The sequence below is a fragment of the Pseudomonas sp. ML96 genome (genome assembly GCF_000761545.1).
GTDB lineage: Bacteria > Pseudomonadota > Gammaproteobacteria > Pseudomonadales > Pseudomonadaceae > Aquipseudomonas.
Window position 1 is genome coordinate 23,935 of record NZ_JPMY01000028.1, and the last position, 17,609, is coordinate 41,543.

Here is a 17,609-nt window from a genome sequence, read left to right on the forward strand (position 1 = left end):
CCATGACTCCATCCGTTTTCGTGCCGGCACGTGCCGGGCGCCTGCCGTTCGTTCTGTCTGCCCTGACCCTGACCCTGGCCATGGCCATGCCGACCTTTGCCGAGGAGGTCGCCGATGCCGAGCTGGCTCCCAGCGTGGTCACCGCTGTGCAGCAGAGCTCGCCGTTGACCGTGATCGCCGATCCCAAGGACGCCCGCCAGCCGGTGCCTGCCAGCGATGCCACCGATTATCTGAAGACCATCCCCGGCTTCTCCGCCATCCGCAGCGGCGGCAGCAACGGCGACCCGGTGCTGCGCGGCATGTTCGGCTCGCGCATCAACCTGCGTACCAATGGCGGCCTGATGCTCGGCGCCTGCCCCTACCGCATGGACGCACCGAGCTCGTACATCTCGCCGGAGACCTTCGACAAGCTCACCGTGATCAAGGGCCCGCAGACCGTGCTCTGGGGCCCGGGCGCCTCGGCCGGCACGGTGCTGTTCGAGCGCGAACCGGAGCGTTTCGGCGAGCTGGGTTCGCGCCTGCATGCCAGCGTGTTGACCGGCTCCAACGGGCGCTTCGATAAGGTGCTCGATGGCGCCGTCGGTGGCGAGCAGGGCTATCTGCGCTTCACCGGCAACCAGGCCCAGGCCGACGACTACGAAGATGGCGACGGCGACAGCGTGCCGTCGCGCTGGAAGAAGTGGAACGGCGACCTGGCCATCGGCTGGACGCCGGATGCTGACACCCTGATCGAACTGTCCGCCGGCCGCGGCGATGGCGAGGCGCGCTATGCCGGGCGCGGCATGGACGGTGCGCAATTCGAGCGCGAGAGCCTCGGTTTGCGCTTCGAGAAGTCCAACCTCGGCGGCGTCCTCGACAAGCTGGAAGCGCAGCTCTACTACAACTACGCCGACCACATCATGGACAACTTCAGCCTGCGCATGCCGGACCCGACCAGCATGATGGCCGGGCCGATGGCCTCGCAGGTCGACCGCCGCACGCTCGGCGGGCGCTTCGCCGCCACCTTCGCCTGGAGCGAGGTGCAACTGGTCGCCGGCGTCGATGCGCTGCGCAGCGAACACCGCGAGCGCAACTCCGACTACGACATGATGAGCGATACCTACACCGACACCGACCGTTTCCCCTGGAGCAAGGACGCGGTGATGCACAACTACGGCGCCTTCGCCGAGCTGACCTGGCAGGTCGCCGAGCGCCGCCGGGTCGTCAGCGGCGCTCGTGTCGATCGCGCCTCGGCCAAGGACTACCGGCAGAGCATCAGCGGCATGATGATGAGCATGCCCAACCCGACCGCCGACCAGACCCGTGCCGAGACGCTGCCCAGCGGTTTCGCCCGCTACGAGTACGATCTGGCCGACTCGCCGACCACGCTCTACGCCGGCCTCGGCCATGTGCAGCGTTTCCCCGACTACTGGGAGCTGTTCTCGCCCAGCCGCGGCCCGGCCGGCGAGGTCAACGCCTTCGACGGCATCGAGCCGGAGAAGACCACCCAGCTCGACTTCGGCGTGCAGTACGCCGGCGAGGGTCTGCAGGCCTGGGCCTCTGGCTACGTCGGCCAGGTGCGCGACTACATCCTGTTCGACTACAGCGCCGGCGCGATGGGCGGCTCGCGCGCCGATAACATCGACGCACGGATCATGGGTGGTGAGCTGGGCGTGGCCTACGACCTCAGCCACAACTGGAAGACCGACGCCACTCTGGCCTATGCCTGGGGCAAGAACAGCTCCGACGGCGAGGCCCTGCCGCAGATGCCGCCGCTGGAGGCGCGCTTCGGCCTGACCTACGAGCGCGGCGCCTGGAGCACCGGCGCGCTGTGGCGCCTGGTGGCGGCGCAGAACCGCGTGGACGAGGGCAAGGGCAACGTGGTCGGCCAGGACTTCGGCAGCAGTGCCGGCTTCGGTGTGTTCTCGCTCAACGGCGCGTACCGCTTCAGCGACAACGTCAAGCTCAGCGCCGGCGTCGACAACCTGTTCGACAAGGACTACGCCGAGCACCTCAACCTGGCCGGCGATGCCGGGTTCGGCTACCCGGCCGATCCGGTGGCCATCGACGAGCCGGGCCGCACCCTGTGGGCCAAGGTCGACTTCGACTTCTGATCTCTCCGCCCGCTGACAGGAGCCCGCCGCAAGGCGGGCTTCGCATATGTGCACCGTGCAATCTGCAAAGCGCATCGGCTCTGTCGTGCATTCTGCATGCTGTCGTTTTGCTGCTTCGTTTATCTAACTAGATGATTGTTATAGGTTTTTGTCGATTCTCCAAGGTTGGCATGGGCGCTGCACTGGCATAGGTCCCGACACACACATAAGACATTCGATAGGGAGAAGAACGATGCAACTCGCAATCAAGGAATTCTTCGACGCCTTTCCAGCCCACAAGGTTTCCATCGCCCCGCGTCCGGACGGCATGTTGCTGCTAACCCTGCGCAAGCCGAACGAAGTGCCGCTGAGCAAGGCCATCGACAGCGCCGCGATCTTCAACCGCGACAGCGTGCGCGAGCTGATCTTCGATGTGACCCTGAGCCTCAAGCTGGCCAACGGGCAGAGCATAGACAAGGGCGACGGCGACCGCTGGGGCCTGCGTGACCTGCCGACCTTCACCGGCAACCCGATCCACATCACCGCCTCGCGCATGCTGGTGCACAAGCGCAAGCTGGAGCTGATGCGTAAGCAGAGCCGCGAGGCCGTTGCGGTTTGAGCCGACCTCGGTCTGCGGCATGGCGGCCCCGTGGTGGTCGGCAGGCAATTGGCCACTAAAGATTTCCTGACGACAACCGCCACAGTAGGGAGGCCGCCGCCAGTCGCGGCCACTTACCATCGGATGGAACTGCCGTCATGCCGCTGCGCAATCTCAGCCTGCAAACCAAGCTTTTGCTGGCTTTCACCCTGGTCAACCTGATCAGCATCGCCGCCTTCATCAGCTACGCCCAATACGCCAAGACCCAGGACATCCGCGCGCAGATGGACAACCGTCTGCGCGCCGCCGCCCATGCGGTGCCACGCCTGCTCGGCGATGACTACCTGGACCGCGCGCGTAGCGCCGACGGTCTGAAGGACGGCGAGTACCTGGCCCAGGTGCGCAACCTCGGCGAATATGCCGTCGAGGTCGAGCTCAAGTTCGCCTACACCATGATGGTGGATGGCGCCGGCCAGGTGTTCTACCTCTCCGACGGTGCCGGCGCTGCGGACATCGCCTCCGGCGAATATGCCAAGCACCTGGAGCATTACACCGACGCCAGCCCGGCGGTGACCGCCGCGGCGCGCAGCAACCAGGCGCAGTTCGACGAATACACCGACAGCTACGGCAGCTTCCGCTCGATCTTCCTGCCGCTGCGCACGGCCAGCGGCCAGCCTTTCGTGGTCGGTGTGGACGTCACCCTCGACAGCCTCGACCAGGCCATTGCCGAGAGCATGCGCAGCCTGCTGCTGATCGGCGCCGCCACCCTCGGCGTCGGCCTGCTGTTGTCCTGGCTGGCGGCGCGCATGCTGGTGCACGGAATTCTCCAGCTCACCGGCCAGCTCAACCATATCGCCGAGCAGCGTGACCTCTCGCGGCCGATCTCCCTGCTCAGCGGCGACGAGCTGGGGCAGATGGGCACGCGCCTGTCCGGCCTGCTGCAGGACCTGCGACAGACCCTGTCCGGCGCCTCCGGCATGGCCGACAGCAACCAGCAGTTGGCCGACACCTTCCTGCACCGCGCTGACGACATCACCCGGCAGATCCAGCAGGCCGCCGGGCAGCTGGCCGATGTCGACCAGCACGGCCAGTCGATCCAGCACGCGGCCGGGCATTCCTCCAGCCTGGCTGGCGCCGTGCGCGCCAACCTGGAACGCGCCAGCGGCGAGTTGAGCCGCGCCCACCACGAGCTGCAGCGGCTGATCGGCGATGTGCACGGCAGCACCTCGGCCAACGTCGAACTGGCCACGGACCTCGACGGCCTCAGCCGCGAGGCCGAGCAGATCGGTCAGGTACTGCAGATGATCGCCGGCATCTCCGAGCAGACCAACTTGCTGGCGCTTAACGCCGCCATCGAGGCCGCCCGCGCCGGCGAGGCCGGGCGTGGCTTCGCCGTGGTCGCCGACGAGGTGCGCAAGCTGGCCGGGCAGACCCAGACCGTGCTCGGCGAGGCGCACCAGGTGATCGACAAGGTCACCGGTGCGATCCGCGTGATCGCTCAGCGCATGGGCAGCACCGCCGAGCGCTCGCGAGCCCTGGCCGGCGATGCCGACGAGGCGCTGGAGGCGCTCGATGCGCTGGTGCAGCAGATGGGCCAGGTCAGCAGCACGGTGGACCAGGCGCTGGTCAGCAGCGAGGAAATCCAGCACGCCGTGGCCGACATGTCCGGCCGCCTTGGCGGCATGCGCGACGCCTTCGAACACACCCGCCAGGACGTCGCCGAGATCAACCGCTCCGCCGCCGAACTCGGCGACACCGCCCGCGCGCTGAAGGGCGGGCTGGGGGTGTTCCGCACCTGAGTGACAGCCGGGGTGCTTGCGGCGGCCCCGGTGCTCTCACTTCCGCCAGTTCAGACGGCTTGCTGCGATTGTGGCAATGGCGCCGGTGACGCGCTGCTGGTGCTGCGCAGGCCTGCGTAATAGCCCTCGGCGAGGTCGCCCCAGCCCATCTGCCGGCGCAGCTTGTGCAGGTAGGTCTTCAGCGCGTGCACTTCCAGGTACACCTCATGGCGCTGCGACTGGATGAAGTCGATGCCGCCGGACAGGTCCGGATCATCGCTAGCGATCAGCTGTTCGAACTGGCGTGCCTGCGCGGGGCGCTGCAGCTGGTCGCGCAGGTAGCTGGCGATGGCGTGGGCCTCGTTGTCGAACAGCTTGTAGGCGCTGGAGTTGGTTTCCAGGTAGCCGATGCCGAACAGGTTGTGGTGCTGGCGGCTGAAGATCGACAGGTACAGCTGCGGCCGCCCGCCCTTCCATTCGAAGTAGTCGGCGGCGTACTTGCAGCTCCACTTGTAGCCGGTGGCGTACAGCGCCAGGTCGATCTGCTCGCGGCTGCCATCCTTGAACACTGCGTAATCGCCGTCGAAATGGTCGAGGTCTGGCTTGGCCTGGATATCGCCGTGCTGCAGGTAGTGCAGCAGCTGGGTGTTCAGCAGCGGGTGGCTCTCGAACAGCTTGTGGTCCGGCTTGGGCAGGCCGAAGCGGGTCAGGTCGCCGTTGATCAGGCGCAGGATCAGGCCGAACACCGGGCGCATCAGCCAGATCGGCAGGTGCGGGCCCTTCTCGCTGACTTCGTCGGCGGGCAGGCCGAACAGGTGCTTGGGGATGAAGTGGTAGCCGCGACGCAGGCTGATAAAGGCCTTCTGCGCATGTGTCGCAGCATCGCAGGCGATGTCCGCGCCGGAGTTGCCGGCGCCGATGATCAGCACCCGTTTGCCGTTGAATTCCTCGGCCTTCTTGAAGGTCACCGAGTGGCGGATCTCGCCGTTGAACTGGCCCTTCACCGCCGGCATGTTCGGGTCCCAGTTGCAGCCGGTGGCGCACACCACGGCGCGGTAGCAGCGCCGCTCGCCGCTGGCCAGGGTGACCAGCCAGCGACCGTCCTCGCGCTTGGTCACCTGCCCGACCGCGGTGTTGCAGCGGACCTTGTCGTGCAGGTCGAAGGCCTTGGCGAAGGCGCGCACGTACTCGAGGATCTGCCGGTGGCTCGGGTAGTCGGGGAAGTGCTTGGGCATCGGAAAATCGAGGAAGCCGGAGAGATCGCGCGAGGAGATGAAGTGTGCGGACTCGTACATCGGCGTGCCCGGATTGCCGATGTCCCACACGCCGCCGACAGCGCTGTGCCGCTCGAACTGTTCGTAGGTCAGGCCCTGGCGCTTCAGCGCGCGGGCCATGCACAGCCCGCCCGGGCCGGCGCCGATGATGCACACGGCATCGCCGCAATCCTGAATGTCATTCACTGGGCTCACGATGCTCTCCGCGCGGGTGGTGGCTGCGTTCACCTTAGCCAAGCCAGCGTCGCTTCGGCAGGGGCGCAGTGGCCGCGAAAGAGGGCAGCAGCGGCCAGCCACCGCGCACCGGGTTTTGGCCGTTATCCGGTTGTTGGCTGTCCGTTTGAGACCTCATACGCCAGGCGCCGCTGCTTTAGTGTGGCGTCATCGAGATGAGCAGACGCTCGGAGGGATGTATGCGGGCAGGGCGAAACGGGGGGCGCGGTCTGGCCATGGTGCTGGGGCTGTGTGCGCTGCTGGTGGGCTGTGGTGACGAGGCTCCGCCAGCGCAGGCGAATGCTGCGCAGAGCGTGCCGCAGGATACGGCGTTGGCCCAGCTGTATGGTGCCAGCTGCAAGCAGTGCCACGCCAACCCGGCCGCCGGGGCGCCGCTGACCGGCGATACCGCAGCCTGGGCGCCGCGCCTGCAGAAGGGCATGGGCACCTTGCTGGATCACAGCATCAACGGCTTCCAGGGCATGCCGCCGCTGGGCCTGTGCATGCAGTGCACGGAGGCCGATTTCAGCGCGCTGATCGCATTCATGGCGGCCGCGCCGCAGCCTGCGGAGGGCCACTGATATGGTTTCCCGTCGTCAGCTGTTGCAACGCGCCAGCCTGCTGGGCGCCTGCCTGGCCTTGCCGGCTCGCTCGCTGTGGGCCGCGGAAACGCCGCGGCCGATTCCCTGGCGCAACTGGTCTGGCGTGCAGAGTTGTCTGCCGCTGGAGCGCCTGGCGCCGAAGAGCTTGGACGAGCTGGTGCAGGTCATCCGCAAGGCCTCGGGCAAGATTCGCCCGGTCGGCTCCGGACATTCCTTCAGCGCGCTGGTGCCCACCGACGACACCCTGCTGTCGCTGGCCAACTTCACCGGGCTGCTGGCGCATGATGCGCAGAGCCTGCAGGCGGAGTTCGGCAGTGGCACGCCGATGTCGACCATGGGGGCGCCGCTCAAGGAGGTCGGCCAGGCGCTGATCAACATGGCCGACACCGATTACCAGACCCTGGCCGGGGCGATTTCCACCTCGACCCACGGCACCGGCATCGGCTTCGGTTCCTACTCTTCCAATGTCTGCGGCCTGCAGTTGGTCAGCGCCGCCGGCGAGGTGCTCGACTGCAGCCGCGAGCAGCATCCCGAGCTGTTCAATGCGGCGCGTGTCTCGCTCGGCGCGCTGGGCGTGGTGACCAAGGTGCGCATGCAGAACCGCGCCGCCTTCCGCCTGCGCGAGCGCCAGTGGCTGGGCAAGACCGAGGAGCTGCTGGAGGACATCGACAACCTCAAGCGCGACAACCAGCACTGGGAGATGCTGGTGGTGACCCACTCCGACTACGCCCTGGCGGTGGCGCTGAACGAGACCGAGGACCCGAGCACGCCGCCGGTGTCGCCGGACGAGGAGGGCGGCAACGGCTTCATCGACTTCATCGAGGGCCTGGACAAGTACCTGAACGAGTCGCCCGATCTGCGCCGCAGCCTGCTCAACAACATGCGCCATCTGGCCAGTTTTGACGACCGGGTGGATGCCTCCTACGAGATCTTCGCCAACGTGCGCAACGTGCGCTTCAACGAGATGGAGTACTCGGTGCCGGCCGAGCACGGCCCGGCCTGCCTGCGCGAGATCCTCAAGCGCATCGACGATGGCAACCTGCGCACCTGGATGCCGGTCGAGTACCGCTACGTGAAGGCCGACGACATTCCCCTGAGCATGTTCGAGGGCCGCGATAGCTGCGCGATCTCGATCCACCAGCACCACTCGATGGACCATCGCGACTTCTTCGCCGCCATCGAGCCGATCTTCTGGAAATATGCGGGTCGGCCGCACTGGGGCAAGCTGCATAGCCTGGGCGCGCGCCAGCTGGCGGCGCTGTATCCACGCTGGAAGGAGTTCACCGAGCTGCGCCAGGAAATCGATCCGCACGGGCGCTTCGTCAATGCGCATTTGGCCGGTGTGTTCGGCCTCAACATTGGATAAGGGGGCGCCATGAAGCGACGCACACTCGTGCTGGCCGGCCTGGGCGCTGGCGGATTGCTGGCCGCCGCCTGGCTGCGCCCCGGTGACCGGGGCCAGCCTCACGATGCCTATTTCCAGGCGCTGAACCAGGAGCTCAAGACCAACGGGCCAATGCGCCCGAGCCTGCTGATCGACCTCGACCGCCTCGACCACAATATCGAGGTGGTGCGCCAGTTCCTCGCCCGCAGCGGCAAACAGCTGCGCCTGGTGGAGAAATCGCTGCCGGCGCCCGACCTGCTGCGCTACGTCGGCGAGCGCATCGGCACGCGGCGGCTGATGTCCTTCCACCAGCCCTTCCTCAATCACGATGCACAGCTGTTCCCCGAGGCTGACATCCTGCTCGGCAAGCCGCTGCCGGTGCGCTCGGCGCAGCTGTTCTACCAGCAGCACCGCGGCCCCTTCGATCCGGCAAAACAACTGCAGTGGCTGATCGACACTCCCGAGCGCCTGCAGCAGTACCTGGCGCTGGCCCAGGGCCTGGGCACGCGGCTACGCATCAACATCGAACTCGATGTGGGCCTGCATCGCGGCGGAGTCAGCGATACGCAGGTGCTTGGGCAGCTGCTGCAGCTGATCGCGGATAACCCACAGCACTTGGAGTTCGCCGGCTTCATGGGTTACGACCCCTTCGTCGGCATGAACCTGCCTTCCGTGCTCGGCAGCCAGGACGAACTGCTGGCCAAGGTCATGGCTCTGTACCAGGGCTATGTCGACTTCACCCGCCAGCGCTTCCCGGCGCTGTGGCGCGAGGGCCTGACCCTGAATACCGCCGGCAGCCCCAGCTACCGGGCTCACGAACAGGAGCGGTTGAGTAGCGAGGTGGCCATCGGCACCGGCCTGCTCAAGCCCAGCCACTACGACCTGCCATCGCTGGCCGAGCATCAGCCGGCGGTGTACATCGCCACGCCGGTGCTCAAGCGCACGGGCGCGCTGCGCATTCCGGCGCTGGATGAGAAGTCGCGGCTGTTCTCCTGGTGGGACGTCAACCAGCGCGAGACCTTCTTCATCTACGGCGGCAACTGGCAGGCCGACCTGGCCTCGCCTGCCGGGCTGCAGCTGAGTGGCCTGTACGGGCGTAGCTCGAACCAGGAACTGGTCAACGGCTCGCCGGCGGTGGGCCTGGCGGTGGATGACCAGGTGTTCCTGCGGCCGGTCCAGAGCGAGGCGGTGCTGCTGCAGTTCGGCGATCTGCTGGCCGTGCGCGGCGGCAAGATCGTCGAGCGCTGGCCGGTGTATTCGGAGTAAATCCTCCCCTCTCTCCTTGGGAGAGGGGCCGGGGGGGAGGGGCTCGCCGACCACTCCGAGTTGCCTGCAAATCCCTCACCCTAGCCCTCTCCCAGGGGGAGAGGGCATCTGCTCTAAGCGTTCTCAATCGAGCTGAGCGATCCGCTGCTTCGCCGCACGCGGGGCCACGCCGGTCCAGCGTTTGAAGGCGCGGCGGAAGTTGCGCACGTCGCTGAAGCCGGTCTCGGCGGCCACGTCGATCAGCCGGCTGTCGCGGTGGCTGAGCAGTGCCAGGGCCTTGGCCCGGCGCAGCGAGTCGACGATGCCGTGGTAGGACAGTCCTGCATCGCCGATGCGCCGGCGCAGGGTGCGTTCGCCGAGGTTGAGCTGCTGCGCCAGCTCGGCCAGCTGCGGCGGGTTGCCGAGGTTCTTGCGCACCTCGCGCTGGATGGTTTCGATCAGGTCGGACATACCCTGGTCGCCCCAGCGTGCACTGTCCAGCAGCTCGGCGATCTCGGCGGCGACGTAGTCGTCGCGGGTCGGCAGCGGCAACTCCAACAGGCGCGCGTCGAACTGGATCAGGTTGTGCCCGGCGGCGAATTTCAGCGGGCAGCGGAAGATGTCCGCATAGCGCTCGGCGTGGGGCGGGCGCGGATATTCCAGTTCGACGCAGTCGAGGGTCAGGTCCTGGCCGGACAGATGACGGACGATGGCCAGCGCGCTGGAGAAGGCTTCCTCCAGGTAGAACACCGAGACCTCCGGATCGAAGAAGCGCGTGCTGGCCTGCATCCGGCAACGCCCGCCGCGTATCTCCATCTCGCAGTCGAGCAGGGCGCCGGTGTGGCGCTGGTAGCGGATGGCCAGGTCCAGCGCCTCGCCCAGGGTCGGGCTGGCGAGCATGGCCATGCCGACCAGGCCCCAGGACACGGCTGTCTGCCGGCTGCCCACGGCCAGCCCCAGGCCACTGTCGCCCAGGCTGTGCAGGGCGCGGCGCACCAGCAGGTAGCTCTGCCGGTAGGACAGGCGATAGTCGGGTTGCTTGAGGTCGTCCGGCTCGAAACCCAGGCCGCGGCAGAGCATGGCCGGGTCGCGACCGAGGGCGGCCACGTGCTGCAGGAGGAAACGGGAGATCTGCGGCGGGGCCGAGGCCTCCGAGTAACGCGGATCGGCGATGGGCTTCATGGTCACGCTCCCAGCAGGGAAGTCGTTGAGCGGCGGCGGGCGCCTGGTTCTTGTTGTTATGCGGCGCGCGTCTGCGCGCCGGGTTGCATAGTTAGCACGGTGCCCGTACGCCGGGCTAGTAGGCGCCCAGTTCGGCGGCCTGCTCGCCAGCGGCATGGCTGTTGGCGGCGCGGGCCTGGTCCTGGCGCAGGCGCTGGCCGGCGATCAGGCGTACCCACCAGGGCACCTTCTTCACCTTCCCGCCGCCTAGGCGTGCCAGCACATAGGCCATGGCGCATTTCTCGAACAGCTCGGCGTTGAACAGCATGCGGTTGCGCGTCACGCCCAGGGCCAGCAGGCGGCCTTCGAGCGGCCCGGCGTTGCCGCCGCCGGCCAGCAGCTTGGGCAGCTGCTCGCTGCTCGCTGGTGCCCAGGAGCGACCGATATGCCGCGCCTGTTCATCGAACACCGAGGGCATCGTCTCGCCCAGTTGCTGCAGCTGCAGGCTCCAGCGCGGGCTGAGCAGCGCCGCTGCGCCGATATCGCCGCGCAGGCGGTAGAGCCGCGCGTGCAGGCCGGCCACGCCAGCATCACCCTGGCCCAGTTCGACCTCGCGCGGCGCCTCGCCATAGACCTGCAGCAGGATGCGCCCGGTGCCGGGCAGCAGCAGCGACAGGCTGTCGCCGGCGTCGTTGAACAGGCCCTTGGCGGCCAGGCGCTGGCTGGCCTGGTGCAGCTCGTCGTGCAGGCTCATACCAGTTTGAACACGTCTTCGAAGCGGTTCAGCGCCTCGTCGATGATCTCGTCGCTGTCGGCGGCGCTGGTGTACATGCGGCTGCCGGCCAGGGTTACGAGGCCGTGGGCCATGTAGGCGGCGCCCATCTCTTCCATCATGTGCTTGCGTGGGTTGACCTCGCGCAGCAGCTGGATCGGGTTGCGCACGTTGAGCAGCAGCACGCCGGAGGTTTGCAGGTGCACCACCGAGCCCTGGTTGTAGACCACATAAGGCAGGCCCAGACGCTCGATGATCTGGCCGAGGCCAGCGGTCAGGCGGTCACCGGCGCGGCCGGCGATGGCAGGGGCGTTGCGTCGCTCGATCTCCAGCAGGCTGTGGTAGCCGGCCACGCAGGACAGTGGGTTGGCGGTCAGGGTGCCGCCGACGAAGGCGCGCTTGGTCTGCTTGCCGCCGATGCCGCCGGCCAGCAGCATCATTACTTCGCGCCGGCCGCCGATGCCGCCGGCCATGGGGTAGCCGCCGGTCAGGCACTTGCCGAAGATGGTCAAGTCAGGCCGCACGTTGAAGTAGCCCTGGGCGCCGGACAGGCCGACGCGGAAGCCACTGACCACTTCGTCGAAGATCAGCAGCGCGCCGAACTCGTCGCACAGCTTGCGCAGGTTGGCGTTGAACTCGCGGTGTGCCGGGCGAGTGCCGCTCTCCGGGCCGAGCGGCTCGACGATGATCGCCGCGGTGCCGCCGCGCAGGCGGTTGATCTGCAGGCGTCGGCGAATGGCAGCCAGGTCGTTGGGGAAGCTCTCCTGGGTGTGCGAGGTGGCGCCGCGCGGAATGCCGATGGCCTCGCGCCGGCCGGTGCCGGGGATGCGCATGCCGTACACCAGCTGGTCGCTCCAGCCGTGGTAGGCGCCGCCGATCTTGATCACCCATTTCTTGCCGGTGTAGGCGCGGGCCAGGCGGATGGCGCCCATCACCGACTCGGTGCCGGAGGAGAGCATGCGGAACATCTCCACCGACGGCACCATGCGGCACACCAGTTCGGCCAGCTTGACCTCGTACTCGTGCAGCAGGCCGGTGACCGGGCCGCAGTCGCGCAGGGTCTCGATGATCTTCTCCTGCACCACCGCATCGTTGCTGCCGAGCAGGGTCGGGCCGCCGGCCTGGAGGAAGTCGATGTAGCGGTTGCCGTCGACGTCCTCCAGGTGCGCGCCCTGGGCACTCTTCATCGCCAGCGGGAAGGGGTAGTTGAACGCCAGGTTGTGCTGCACGCCGCCGGGGATCACCGTGGCGGCCTGCTCGGCCAGGTGCTTGGAGCCCTGGCACTGCTGCTCGAAGTAGCCGAGCACCTTGTCCATGTGCTCGCGGCGGATCGGCCGGATCGGCTGTTTGATCAGCGTCTTCAGACGCGCGTCGATGGCATCGGTGTCCGGCCAGTGGCTGATGCCGGAGGTGCTGGTCAGTTCGGTGGAGGCGTTCATGGCTGATCCTCTTCTTTGGCAGGCGGTTGAAACTACCTGCGTGGTCTGGCCGTCGTTAAAACCGGCCTCAAAAATGCTCATTTACAGCGCGTAAACTGCGCTTTTTTCGGCCGCTTTTGCCTAGGCCAGCCTGCCTCGCCTACGTTTCAACCGTCTGCCAGGAATTCGAGCGTCTGTCGGTGCAGGCGGTTATCGGGTTGCGCAGCCAGGGCGCGGCGGAACCAGGCGATGGCTTCCTGCTCCAGCAGGCGCACCACGGCGCAGGCATCTTCCAGGGTCGCGCCGAGGCAGACGGCGCCGTGGTTACGCATCAGGTAGGCATTGAGATCGGCGCGGATGCGCTTGCCGACGTTGGCGGCCAGCCAACTGGTGCCGGAGGGCGCGTAGGCGCACATCGGCACCTCGGCGCCGATCAGCCGGCGCGCCTCCGCGCCGTGCATCGGTAGTGGCTGGTCGAGCAGGGTGAAGGCGCTGGCCACCGGCTGGTGGGTGTGCACGCTGGCCATGCAGTCCGGCCGCGCCTGCAGTGCGCGGGCATGCAGGCCGCTTTCCACCGAGGGTTTGCCGGTGCCGGAGATCTGCTCGAGGCTGTCCAGGCGCAGTACGCAGATATCGTCCGCGCTCATCGCGTAGTAGTCGCTGGCCGAGGGCGTGACGGCGAAGCGCTCGGCGTCGATGCGCAGCGCCAGGTTGCCACCGACGCCGGCCAGGTAGCCCTGATCGGCCAGGGCCACGGCGGTACGCACCACCGCCTCGCGGGCTTGGCGCTCGTTCATCGTTGGCCTCCATGGAGCTTGGCGTAGAAGGGCGCCAGCGCCTTGTGCGCGGCGCGGAAGGTGGCGTAGCTGTCGGCGTAGCGCTGGCGATGCACGGCCTGCGGCTCGAAGCGGCGGCGGATGGCGACCCGCTCGGGGATGTCGGAAAACTTCATGGCGCCGATGCCGACTGCGGCGAGGAAGGCTGCGCCGCGGGCGTTGGCCTGGATCGGTTGCTCGGGCTGCAGCACGCTGATGTCCAGGGCGTCGGCGAAGATCTGGCTCCATACATCGGACTGACCGCCGCCGCCGACCAGGGTGATGCTGTCCGGCCGGGTGCCGAGGAAGCTGCGCACCGACTCCATCATCCAGCGGGTATTGAGCGCCACGCCTTCGAGGAAGGCGCGCACCATGTCTTCGCGGGCGTGCTCCAGGGTCAGGTTGAGCAGGCCGGCGCGCAGGTTGCTGTCGTCCACCGGGGTGCGCTCGCCCATCAGCCAGGGCAGGTAGAGCAGGCCGCGGGCACCGGCCGGTACGCCGGCGGCGATCTCGTCGAGGATGCGGTAGACGTCCGGGCCGGCCTCGTTCTGCAGCAGCGCATCCTTGGCGTAGAGGATGCGGTCGCGCAGGAAGCTGAGGTTGGCGCCGGCGGCGGACTGCATGGCCATCATCAGGTAGCGGTCGGGCAGGGCGCAGGGCACGGCAGCGAGCTGGCGGCGCACGTCGGTCTTCTTGCGCGGCACATGGGCGCCGATCCACGACGAGGTGCCGACGTACAGGTGCAGGGCGTTGTCCGCCACCGCACCGGAGCCCAGCGCGGCGGCGGTGTTGTCCACTGCGCCGGCCACCACCGGCAGGTTGGCCGGCAGGCCGAGCTTCTCCGCCACGGCCGGGCGCAGGGTGCCGAGGATATCGCTGCAACGCACCAGCTCCGGCAGTTGCTCGCGGTTCAGCCCGGCCAGGCGCAGCAGGCCGTCGTCGTAGCGGATATTGGCCGGGTCACGGTTGTCGGTGGCCCAGGTGGTCAGCGCCGAATCCACGGTGGCGGCGGTACGCCCGGTCAGGCGCAGGTTCATGAAGTCGAGGACGTTGAGGAACTTGGCGGTGCGCGCGTACAGCTCGGGCATCTCGTCGCGGATGAAGGCGATGTGGCCGAACGGGTCCTTGCCGGACAGCGCCGGCGCACCGCCGGTGAGGCGCAGCCAGCGCCACAGCTTGAGCGGGTCGTAGCCGGCTACGCGCGGCAGGGCGCCGCCGACCTGGCGCTGCACGGCAGCCTGGCCGCGCATGTCCAGGTACAGCAGGGCACGGGCCAGCGGCTGGCCATCGTGGTCCACCGGCACGGTGGCCTCGCCCTGGCAGGAGCAGGCGATGGCGACGATGTTCGAACGGTTGATCTCGGGGCGCCGCAGCACCTCGGCGGCGCTGTCCTCGAAGGCGCGCCACCAGTCTTCCGGGCACTGCTCGACGCCGGAGCCGGGCAGCAAGTGGTTGCTCACGGCACGGAAGGCGAAGGCGCGCACCCGGCCATCCAGGCCGACCAGTGCGGTCTTGCAGCCGGAGCTGCCGAGGTCCACGGCCAGTACCAGCTCAGTCACGTTTTTCGCCTCGTTTGCATCGGCCTCTTCCCATTCTCCGAGAGTCGCGCTAAAACATAAGCATTGCTCATGTTTTCGAGAATGCTGTGGCCAACAAAAACTTGTCAAGCACCCCCGAAGCGAAACCTCGCACCCCGCGCGCTCCCAAGCAGGAGCGTAGCCAGGCGCGCTTCGAGTCGATCCTCAAGGTCGCCCTCGAGCTGATCGCGGCGCGTGGCTACGAGGCGGTGTCGATGCGCGAAATCGCTCGCGAGGCGGGCATGCCGATCGCCTCGCTGTACCTGTATTTCCCGACCAAGCTGGCGATCGTCCAGGAGGTTTGGCAGCGCTACACCAGCAGCGTTAGCGAGCGTCTGCAGGCGGACCTGCAGCTGATCATCGACCCTGAGGGCGGTGGTGATGCTGGCCTGCTGATCGAGCGCCTGATCGACCTGATGGTGGAGATCCAGGTCAGCCATCCTGGCTTCGTCGAGGTGTGGGGTTGCGTGGCCGCGGCGCCGGAGCTGCGCGAGCTGAATCAGGCCGACACCCTGGCCACCGCCAGCATGGTCGCCATGGCGATTCGCAGCGCGCATCCGCATGTCGATCCGGAGCAGGCCGAGGGTCTGGCGCTGGTGCTGTGCGAGGGCGGCAGCTCGGTGACCAAGCTGGCCCTGACCCTGCCGGCCGAGCAGCGCCAGCAGCGGGTGCAGCAGCTCAAACGCACCCTGCAGTTCATCTACAACAGCAGCCTCGAGGCCTTCGCCCGACAGGTGTAGTGGGGCTGCGCAGAGGGTTGCGCGGTACCTGTGTGGAAATGTTTCAAGGGCCTTTTCGGCGTCTTTTTTTGTCCGCCTTGGCCCCATGGAGGTTTTAGCAAGTCAGCTAGTTTCGCCACATCACCGCTAGGGGACAGCAGCATGTCGCATAACAAGAGCAAGATAGCGCTGGCAGTTGGATTAGGTATCTGGGGGATGCAGGCCCAGGCGTTCGAGATCGACACCGGGCCGAATGTCACTACGTCGCTGGAGAGTGTCGCCGAGTTCACCTCGGTGTATCGCACCAGTTCGCCCGAGCGCATCGAGCAGGGTGGGCAGAACGTCTTCATCAACAACAACGACGGCAGCGAGTACTACGACACCGGCTTTGTCTCCAACGAGTTCAAGCTGACTTCGGAGCTGCACGTGCGTACCGAACAGGACGGCCTGTTCGTCCGCGGTACCGCCTGGTACGACACCCAGATCATGGATCACGATCCCACGGGTGACGGCTTCGCGACGCACAACACCGACAGCGACGAGCGCTATCCCTCCGACCTGGAGAACCGCGCCGGCCATCGCGCGCGGCTGCTCGATGCCTACCTCTATACCAACCGTTATGTCGGCGAAATGCCTTACAGCCTGCGTCTGGGGCGGCAGGTGATCAACTGGGGCGAGGGCATCTTCTATGCCGACGGCCTCAACGTGATCAACCCGGTGGACATCGGTCGCGTGGTGTTGCCCAACGCCAGCCTCAAGGATGCGCTGCTGCCGACCAACATGATTTCCGGCCAGCTCGGCCTGACCGATGCGCTCAACGTCGAGGCGTTCTATGGCCTGGAGTGGAAGGGCCATGAGCTGATTCCGACCGGCGCCTTCCTCAATAACCAGGACTACTTCGGCAAGGGCAGTAACGGCGTGCTGGCCGATCTGCGCAATGACCTGGCTATGTTGGGGATACCCGACATGCTGGTGCCCGGGCTTAACGGCGAAGACGGCATCGTCGCCGGTGCCCGTTACGGCCGTGAGCATGACGCCCGCGACGACGGTCAGTTCGGTGTGGCTCTGCGTTACCTGGCCGAGGACTGGAACAACACCGAGTTCAGCCTCTACTACCTCAACTACCACAGCAAGGTGCCCTTCCTGCGGGTACAGAAGGGCGAATCCTTTGCCTGTAGTGGTGGTGGTACCGGTGGTCGTTTCACCGATCTCTGTGGACTGGCAAATCTGACTCTCGACCCAGCTCTGTTCGGGTTGACCGATGGCCTGGCTCTGCTCGACAGCACTTATTACGACTTCATCTATCCCGAAGACATCCGTCTGTTCGGCCTGAGCGTGTCCGGCACTGTGGGCGACACCAGCGTCGCTGGCGAGCTGACCTACCGGCCCAATGCGCCACTGGAGCCGGCGATGACCTATGAGCTGGAGCAGATGGCCAATGCCGCGCTGGGGGCAGGTGGCGCCAGTGGCGGCAGTATCGACCTGGGTGTGTTCGGAGATGGCTCGGCCAACGACCCGCGCCGCTACATTGACCTGTACAAGCGCGACGAGCTGTTCACCGGCTCGCTGTCCATCATCCACACCTTCGGCCCCACGGGCGGGCTGGATGACCTGATGCTGCTGGCCGAGGCCGCCTTCAACTACATCCCCGGCAGCCTGCTGGATACGCCCAACTACGCGTACCTGGACTCCTTCGCCTGGGGTTACACGGTGAACCTCTCCGGCCTGATCCAGGACGTGAAGCCCAACTTCGACCTGATGCCTGGCATCACCTTCCGCCAGGACGTGTCCGGCACCTCGCCGGCGCTCAACGAGAACTTCATCCAGGGGCGCAAGTCCGCCACCCTCGAGCTGGGTGCCAAGTACGGCCAGAAGCTGGCCGGCAAGCTGGCGTACACCTCGTTCTGGGGCGCGCGCAAGGACAACGCGCTGATCGACCGCGACCACGTCGCCCTCAACGTCTCCTACTCCTTCTGACGGC

The 17,609-nt window shown here is 67.0% G+C and carries 14 protein-coding genes; 8 read left to right on the forward strand and 6 right to left on the reverse strand.

Going from position 1 to position 17,609, the window contains the following annotated elements; translation table 11 throughout:
• Positions 1-2 precede the first annotated feature (2 nt).
• The 3 genes from IP89_RS14700 (at position 3) to IP89_RS14710 (ending at position 4,469) form a co-directional block, all read left to right on the forward strand.
• A complete protein-coding gene (locus IP89_RS14700) occupies positions 3-2,093 on the forward strand; it encodes a TonB-dependent copper receptor (RefSeq protein ID WP_043310333.1) in 2,091 nt (696 codons plus the stop codon).
• Between the two features lie 232 nt (positions 2,094-2,325).
• Positions 2,326-2,691, forward strand: coding sequence for a DUF3509 domain-containing protein (locus IP89_RS14705; protein ID WP_043310334.1), 366 nt, complete (start codon positions 2,326-2,328; stop codon positions 2,689-2,691).
• 137 nt (positions 2,692-2,828) lie between these two features.
• Positions 2,829-4,469 carry a methyl-accepting chemotaxis protein gene (locus IP89_RS14710; RefSeq protein WP_043310336.1) on the forward strand — a complete coding sequence of 547 codons (1,641 nt, stop codon included), beginning with the start codon at positions 2,829-2,831 and terminating at the stop codon, positions 4,467-4,469.
• Between the two features lie 50 nt (positions 4,470-4,519).
• On the opposite strand, the gene IP89_RS14715 is transcribed toward IP89_RS14710, so the two are convergent.
• A complete protein-coding gene (locus IP89_RS14715) occupies positions 4,520-5,917 on the reverse strand; it encodes an NAD(P)/FAD-dependent oxidoreductase (RefSeq protein WP_043310399.1) in 1,398 nt (465 codons plus the stop codon).
• A 218-nt stretch (positions 5,918-6,135) separates the two neighbouring features.
• Here IP89_RS14715 and IP89_RS14720 point away from each other — a divergent pair, with 218 nt between their 5' ends.
• From IP89_RS14720 to IP89_RS14730, 3 genes are all read left to right on the forward strand, one after another.
• A complete protein-coding gene (locus IP89_RS14720) occupies positions 6,136-6,516 on the forward strand; it encodes a cytochrome c5 family protein (RefSeq protein WP_043310337.1) in 381 nt (126 codons plus the stop codon).
• Position 6,517: 1 nt separating this feature from the next.
• Positions 6,518-7,903, forward strand: coding sequence for a D-arabinono-1,4-lactone oxidase (locus IP89_RS14725; protein ID WP_043310338.1), 1,386 nt, complete (start codon positions 6,518-6,520; stop codon positions 7,901-7,903).
• A 72-nt stretch (positions 7,904-7,975) separates the two neighbouring features.
• Positions 7,976-9,187, forward strand: coding sequence for a DSD1 family PLP-dependent enzyme (locus tag IP89_RS14730; protein ID WP_177326885.1), 1,212 nt, complete (start codon positions 7,976-7,978; stop codon positions 9,185-9,187).
• 123 nt (positions 9,188-9,310) lie between these two features.
• Here IP89_RS14730 and IP89_RS14735 read toward each other — a convergent pair whose 3' ends face one another.
• The 5 genes from IP89_RS14735 to IP89_RS14755 form a co-directional block, all read right to left on the reverse strand.
• Positions 9,311-10,348 (reverse strand): AraC family transcriptional regulator, encoded by a 1,038-nt coding sequence (locus IP89_RS14735; RefSeq protein WP_043310340.1) that lies wholly within the window; start codon positions 10,346-10,348, stop codon positions 9,311-9,313.
• 115 nt (positions 10,349-10,463) lie between these two features.
• Positions 10,464-11,081 (reverse strand): hypothetical protein, encoded by a 618-nt coding sequence (locus IP89_RS14740; RefSeq protein WP_043310341.1) that lies wholly within the window; start codon positions 11,079-11,081, stop codon positions 10,464-10,466.
• The gene (locus IP89_RS14745) at positions 11,078-12,538 is read right to left on the reverse strand and encodes an aspartate aminotransferase family protein (RefSeq protein WP_043310342.1); all 1,461 of its coding nucleotides are present in this window, start codon (positions 12,536-12,538) and stop codon (positions 11,078-11,080) included. The genes IP89_RS14740 and IP89_RS14745 overlap by 4 nt, the downstream gene beginning before the upstream one ends.
• A gap of 146 nt (positions 12,539-12,684) precedes the next feature.
• Entirely contained in the window at positions 12,685-13,314 is a 630-nt protein-coding gene (locus IP89_RS14750; protein ID WP_043310343.1) for a class II aldolase/adducin family protein, read from the reverse strand.
• The gene (locus IP89_RS14755; protein ID WP_043310344.1) at positions 13,311-14,891 is read right to left on the reverse strand and encodes an FGGY-family carbohydrate kinase; all 1,581 of its coding nucleotides are present in this window, start codon (positions 14,889-14,891) and stop codon (positions 13,311-13,313) included. Before IP89_RS14755 ends, IP89_RS14750 begins: the two co-directional genes overlap by 4 nt.
• A gap of 101 nt (positions 14,892-14,992) precedes the next feature.
• Between IP89_RS14755 and IP89_RS14760 the strand changes: the two genes are divergently transcribed.
• Both IP89_RS14760 and IP89_RS14765 read left to right on the forward strand, forming a co-directional pair.
• Positions 14,993-15,649: a TetR/AcrR family transcriptional regulator gene (locus IP89_RS14760; protein ID WP_177326884.1), complete on the forward strand. Its 657-nt coding sequence runs from the start codon at positions 14,993-14,995 to the stop codon at positions 15,647-15,649.
• A gap of 141 nt (positions 15,650-15,790) precedes the next feature.
• Positions 15,791-17,605: a DUF1302 domain-containing protein gene (locus IP89_RS14765; RefSeq protein ID WP_043310346.1), complete on the forward strand. Its 1,815-nt coding sequence runs from the start codon at positions 15,791-15,793 to the stop codon at positions 17,603-17,605.
• Positions 17,606-17,609 lie beyond the last annotated feature (4 nt).

Excerpts from the sequence above, each read along its gene's own strand:
- IP89_RS14720 (WP_043310337.1), top strand. The coding sequence starts at position 6,136 with ATGCGGGCAGGGCGAAACGGGGGGCGCGGTCTGGCCATGGTGCTGGGG.
- IP89_RS14735 (WP_043310340.1), bottom strand. The coding sequence starts at position 10,348 with ATGAAGCCCATCGCCGATCCGCGTTACTCGGAGGCCTCGGCCCCGCCG.
- IP89_RS14710 (WP_043310336.1), top strand. The coding sequence starts at position 2,829 with ATGCCGCTGCGCAATCTCAGCCTGCAAACCAAGCTTTTGCTGGCTTTC.
- IP89_RS14700 (WP_043310333.1), top strand. The coding sequence starts at position 3 with ATGACTCCATCCGTTTTCGTGCCGGCACGTGCCGGGCGCCTGCCGTTC.
- IP89_RS14745 (WP_043310342.1), bottom strand. The coding sequence starts at position 12,538 with ATGAACGCCTCCACCGAACTGACCAGCACCTCCGGCATCAGCCACTGG.
- IP89_RS14740 (WP_043310341.1), bottom strand. The coding sequence starts at position 11,081 with ATGAGCCTGCACGACGAGCTGCACCAGGCCAGCCAGCGCCTGGCCGCC.
- IP89_RS14750 (WP_043310343.1), bottom strand. The coding sequence starts at position 13,314 with ATGAACGAGCGCCAAGCCCGCGAGGCGGTGGTGCGTACCGCCGTGGCC.
- IP89_RS14725 (WP_043310338.1), top strand. The coding sequence starts at position 6,518 with ATGGTTTCCCGTCGTCAGCTGTTGCAACGCGCCAGCCTGCTGGGCGCC.
- IP89_RS14705 (WP_043310334.1), top strand. The coding sequence starts at position 2,326 with ATGCAACTCGCAATCAAGGAATTCTTCGACGCCTTTCCAGCCCACAAG.
- IP89_RS14765 (WP_043310346.1), top strand. The coding sequence starts at position 15,791 with ATGTCGCATAACAAGAGCAAGATAGCGCTGGCAGTTGGATTAGGTATC.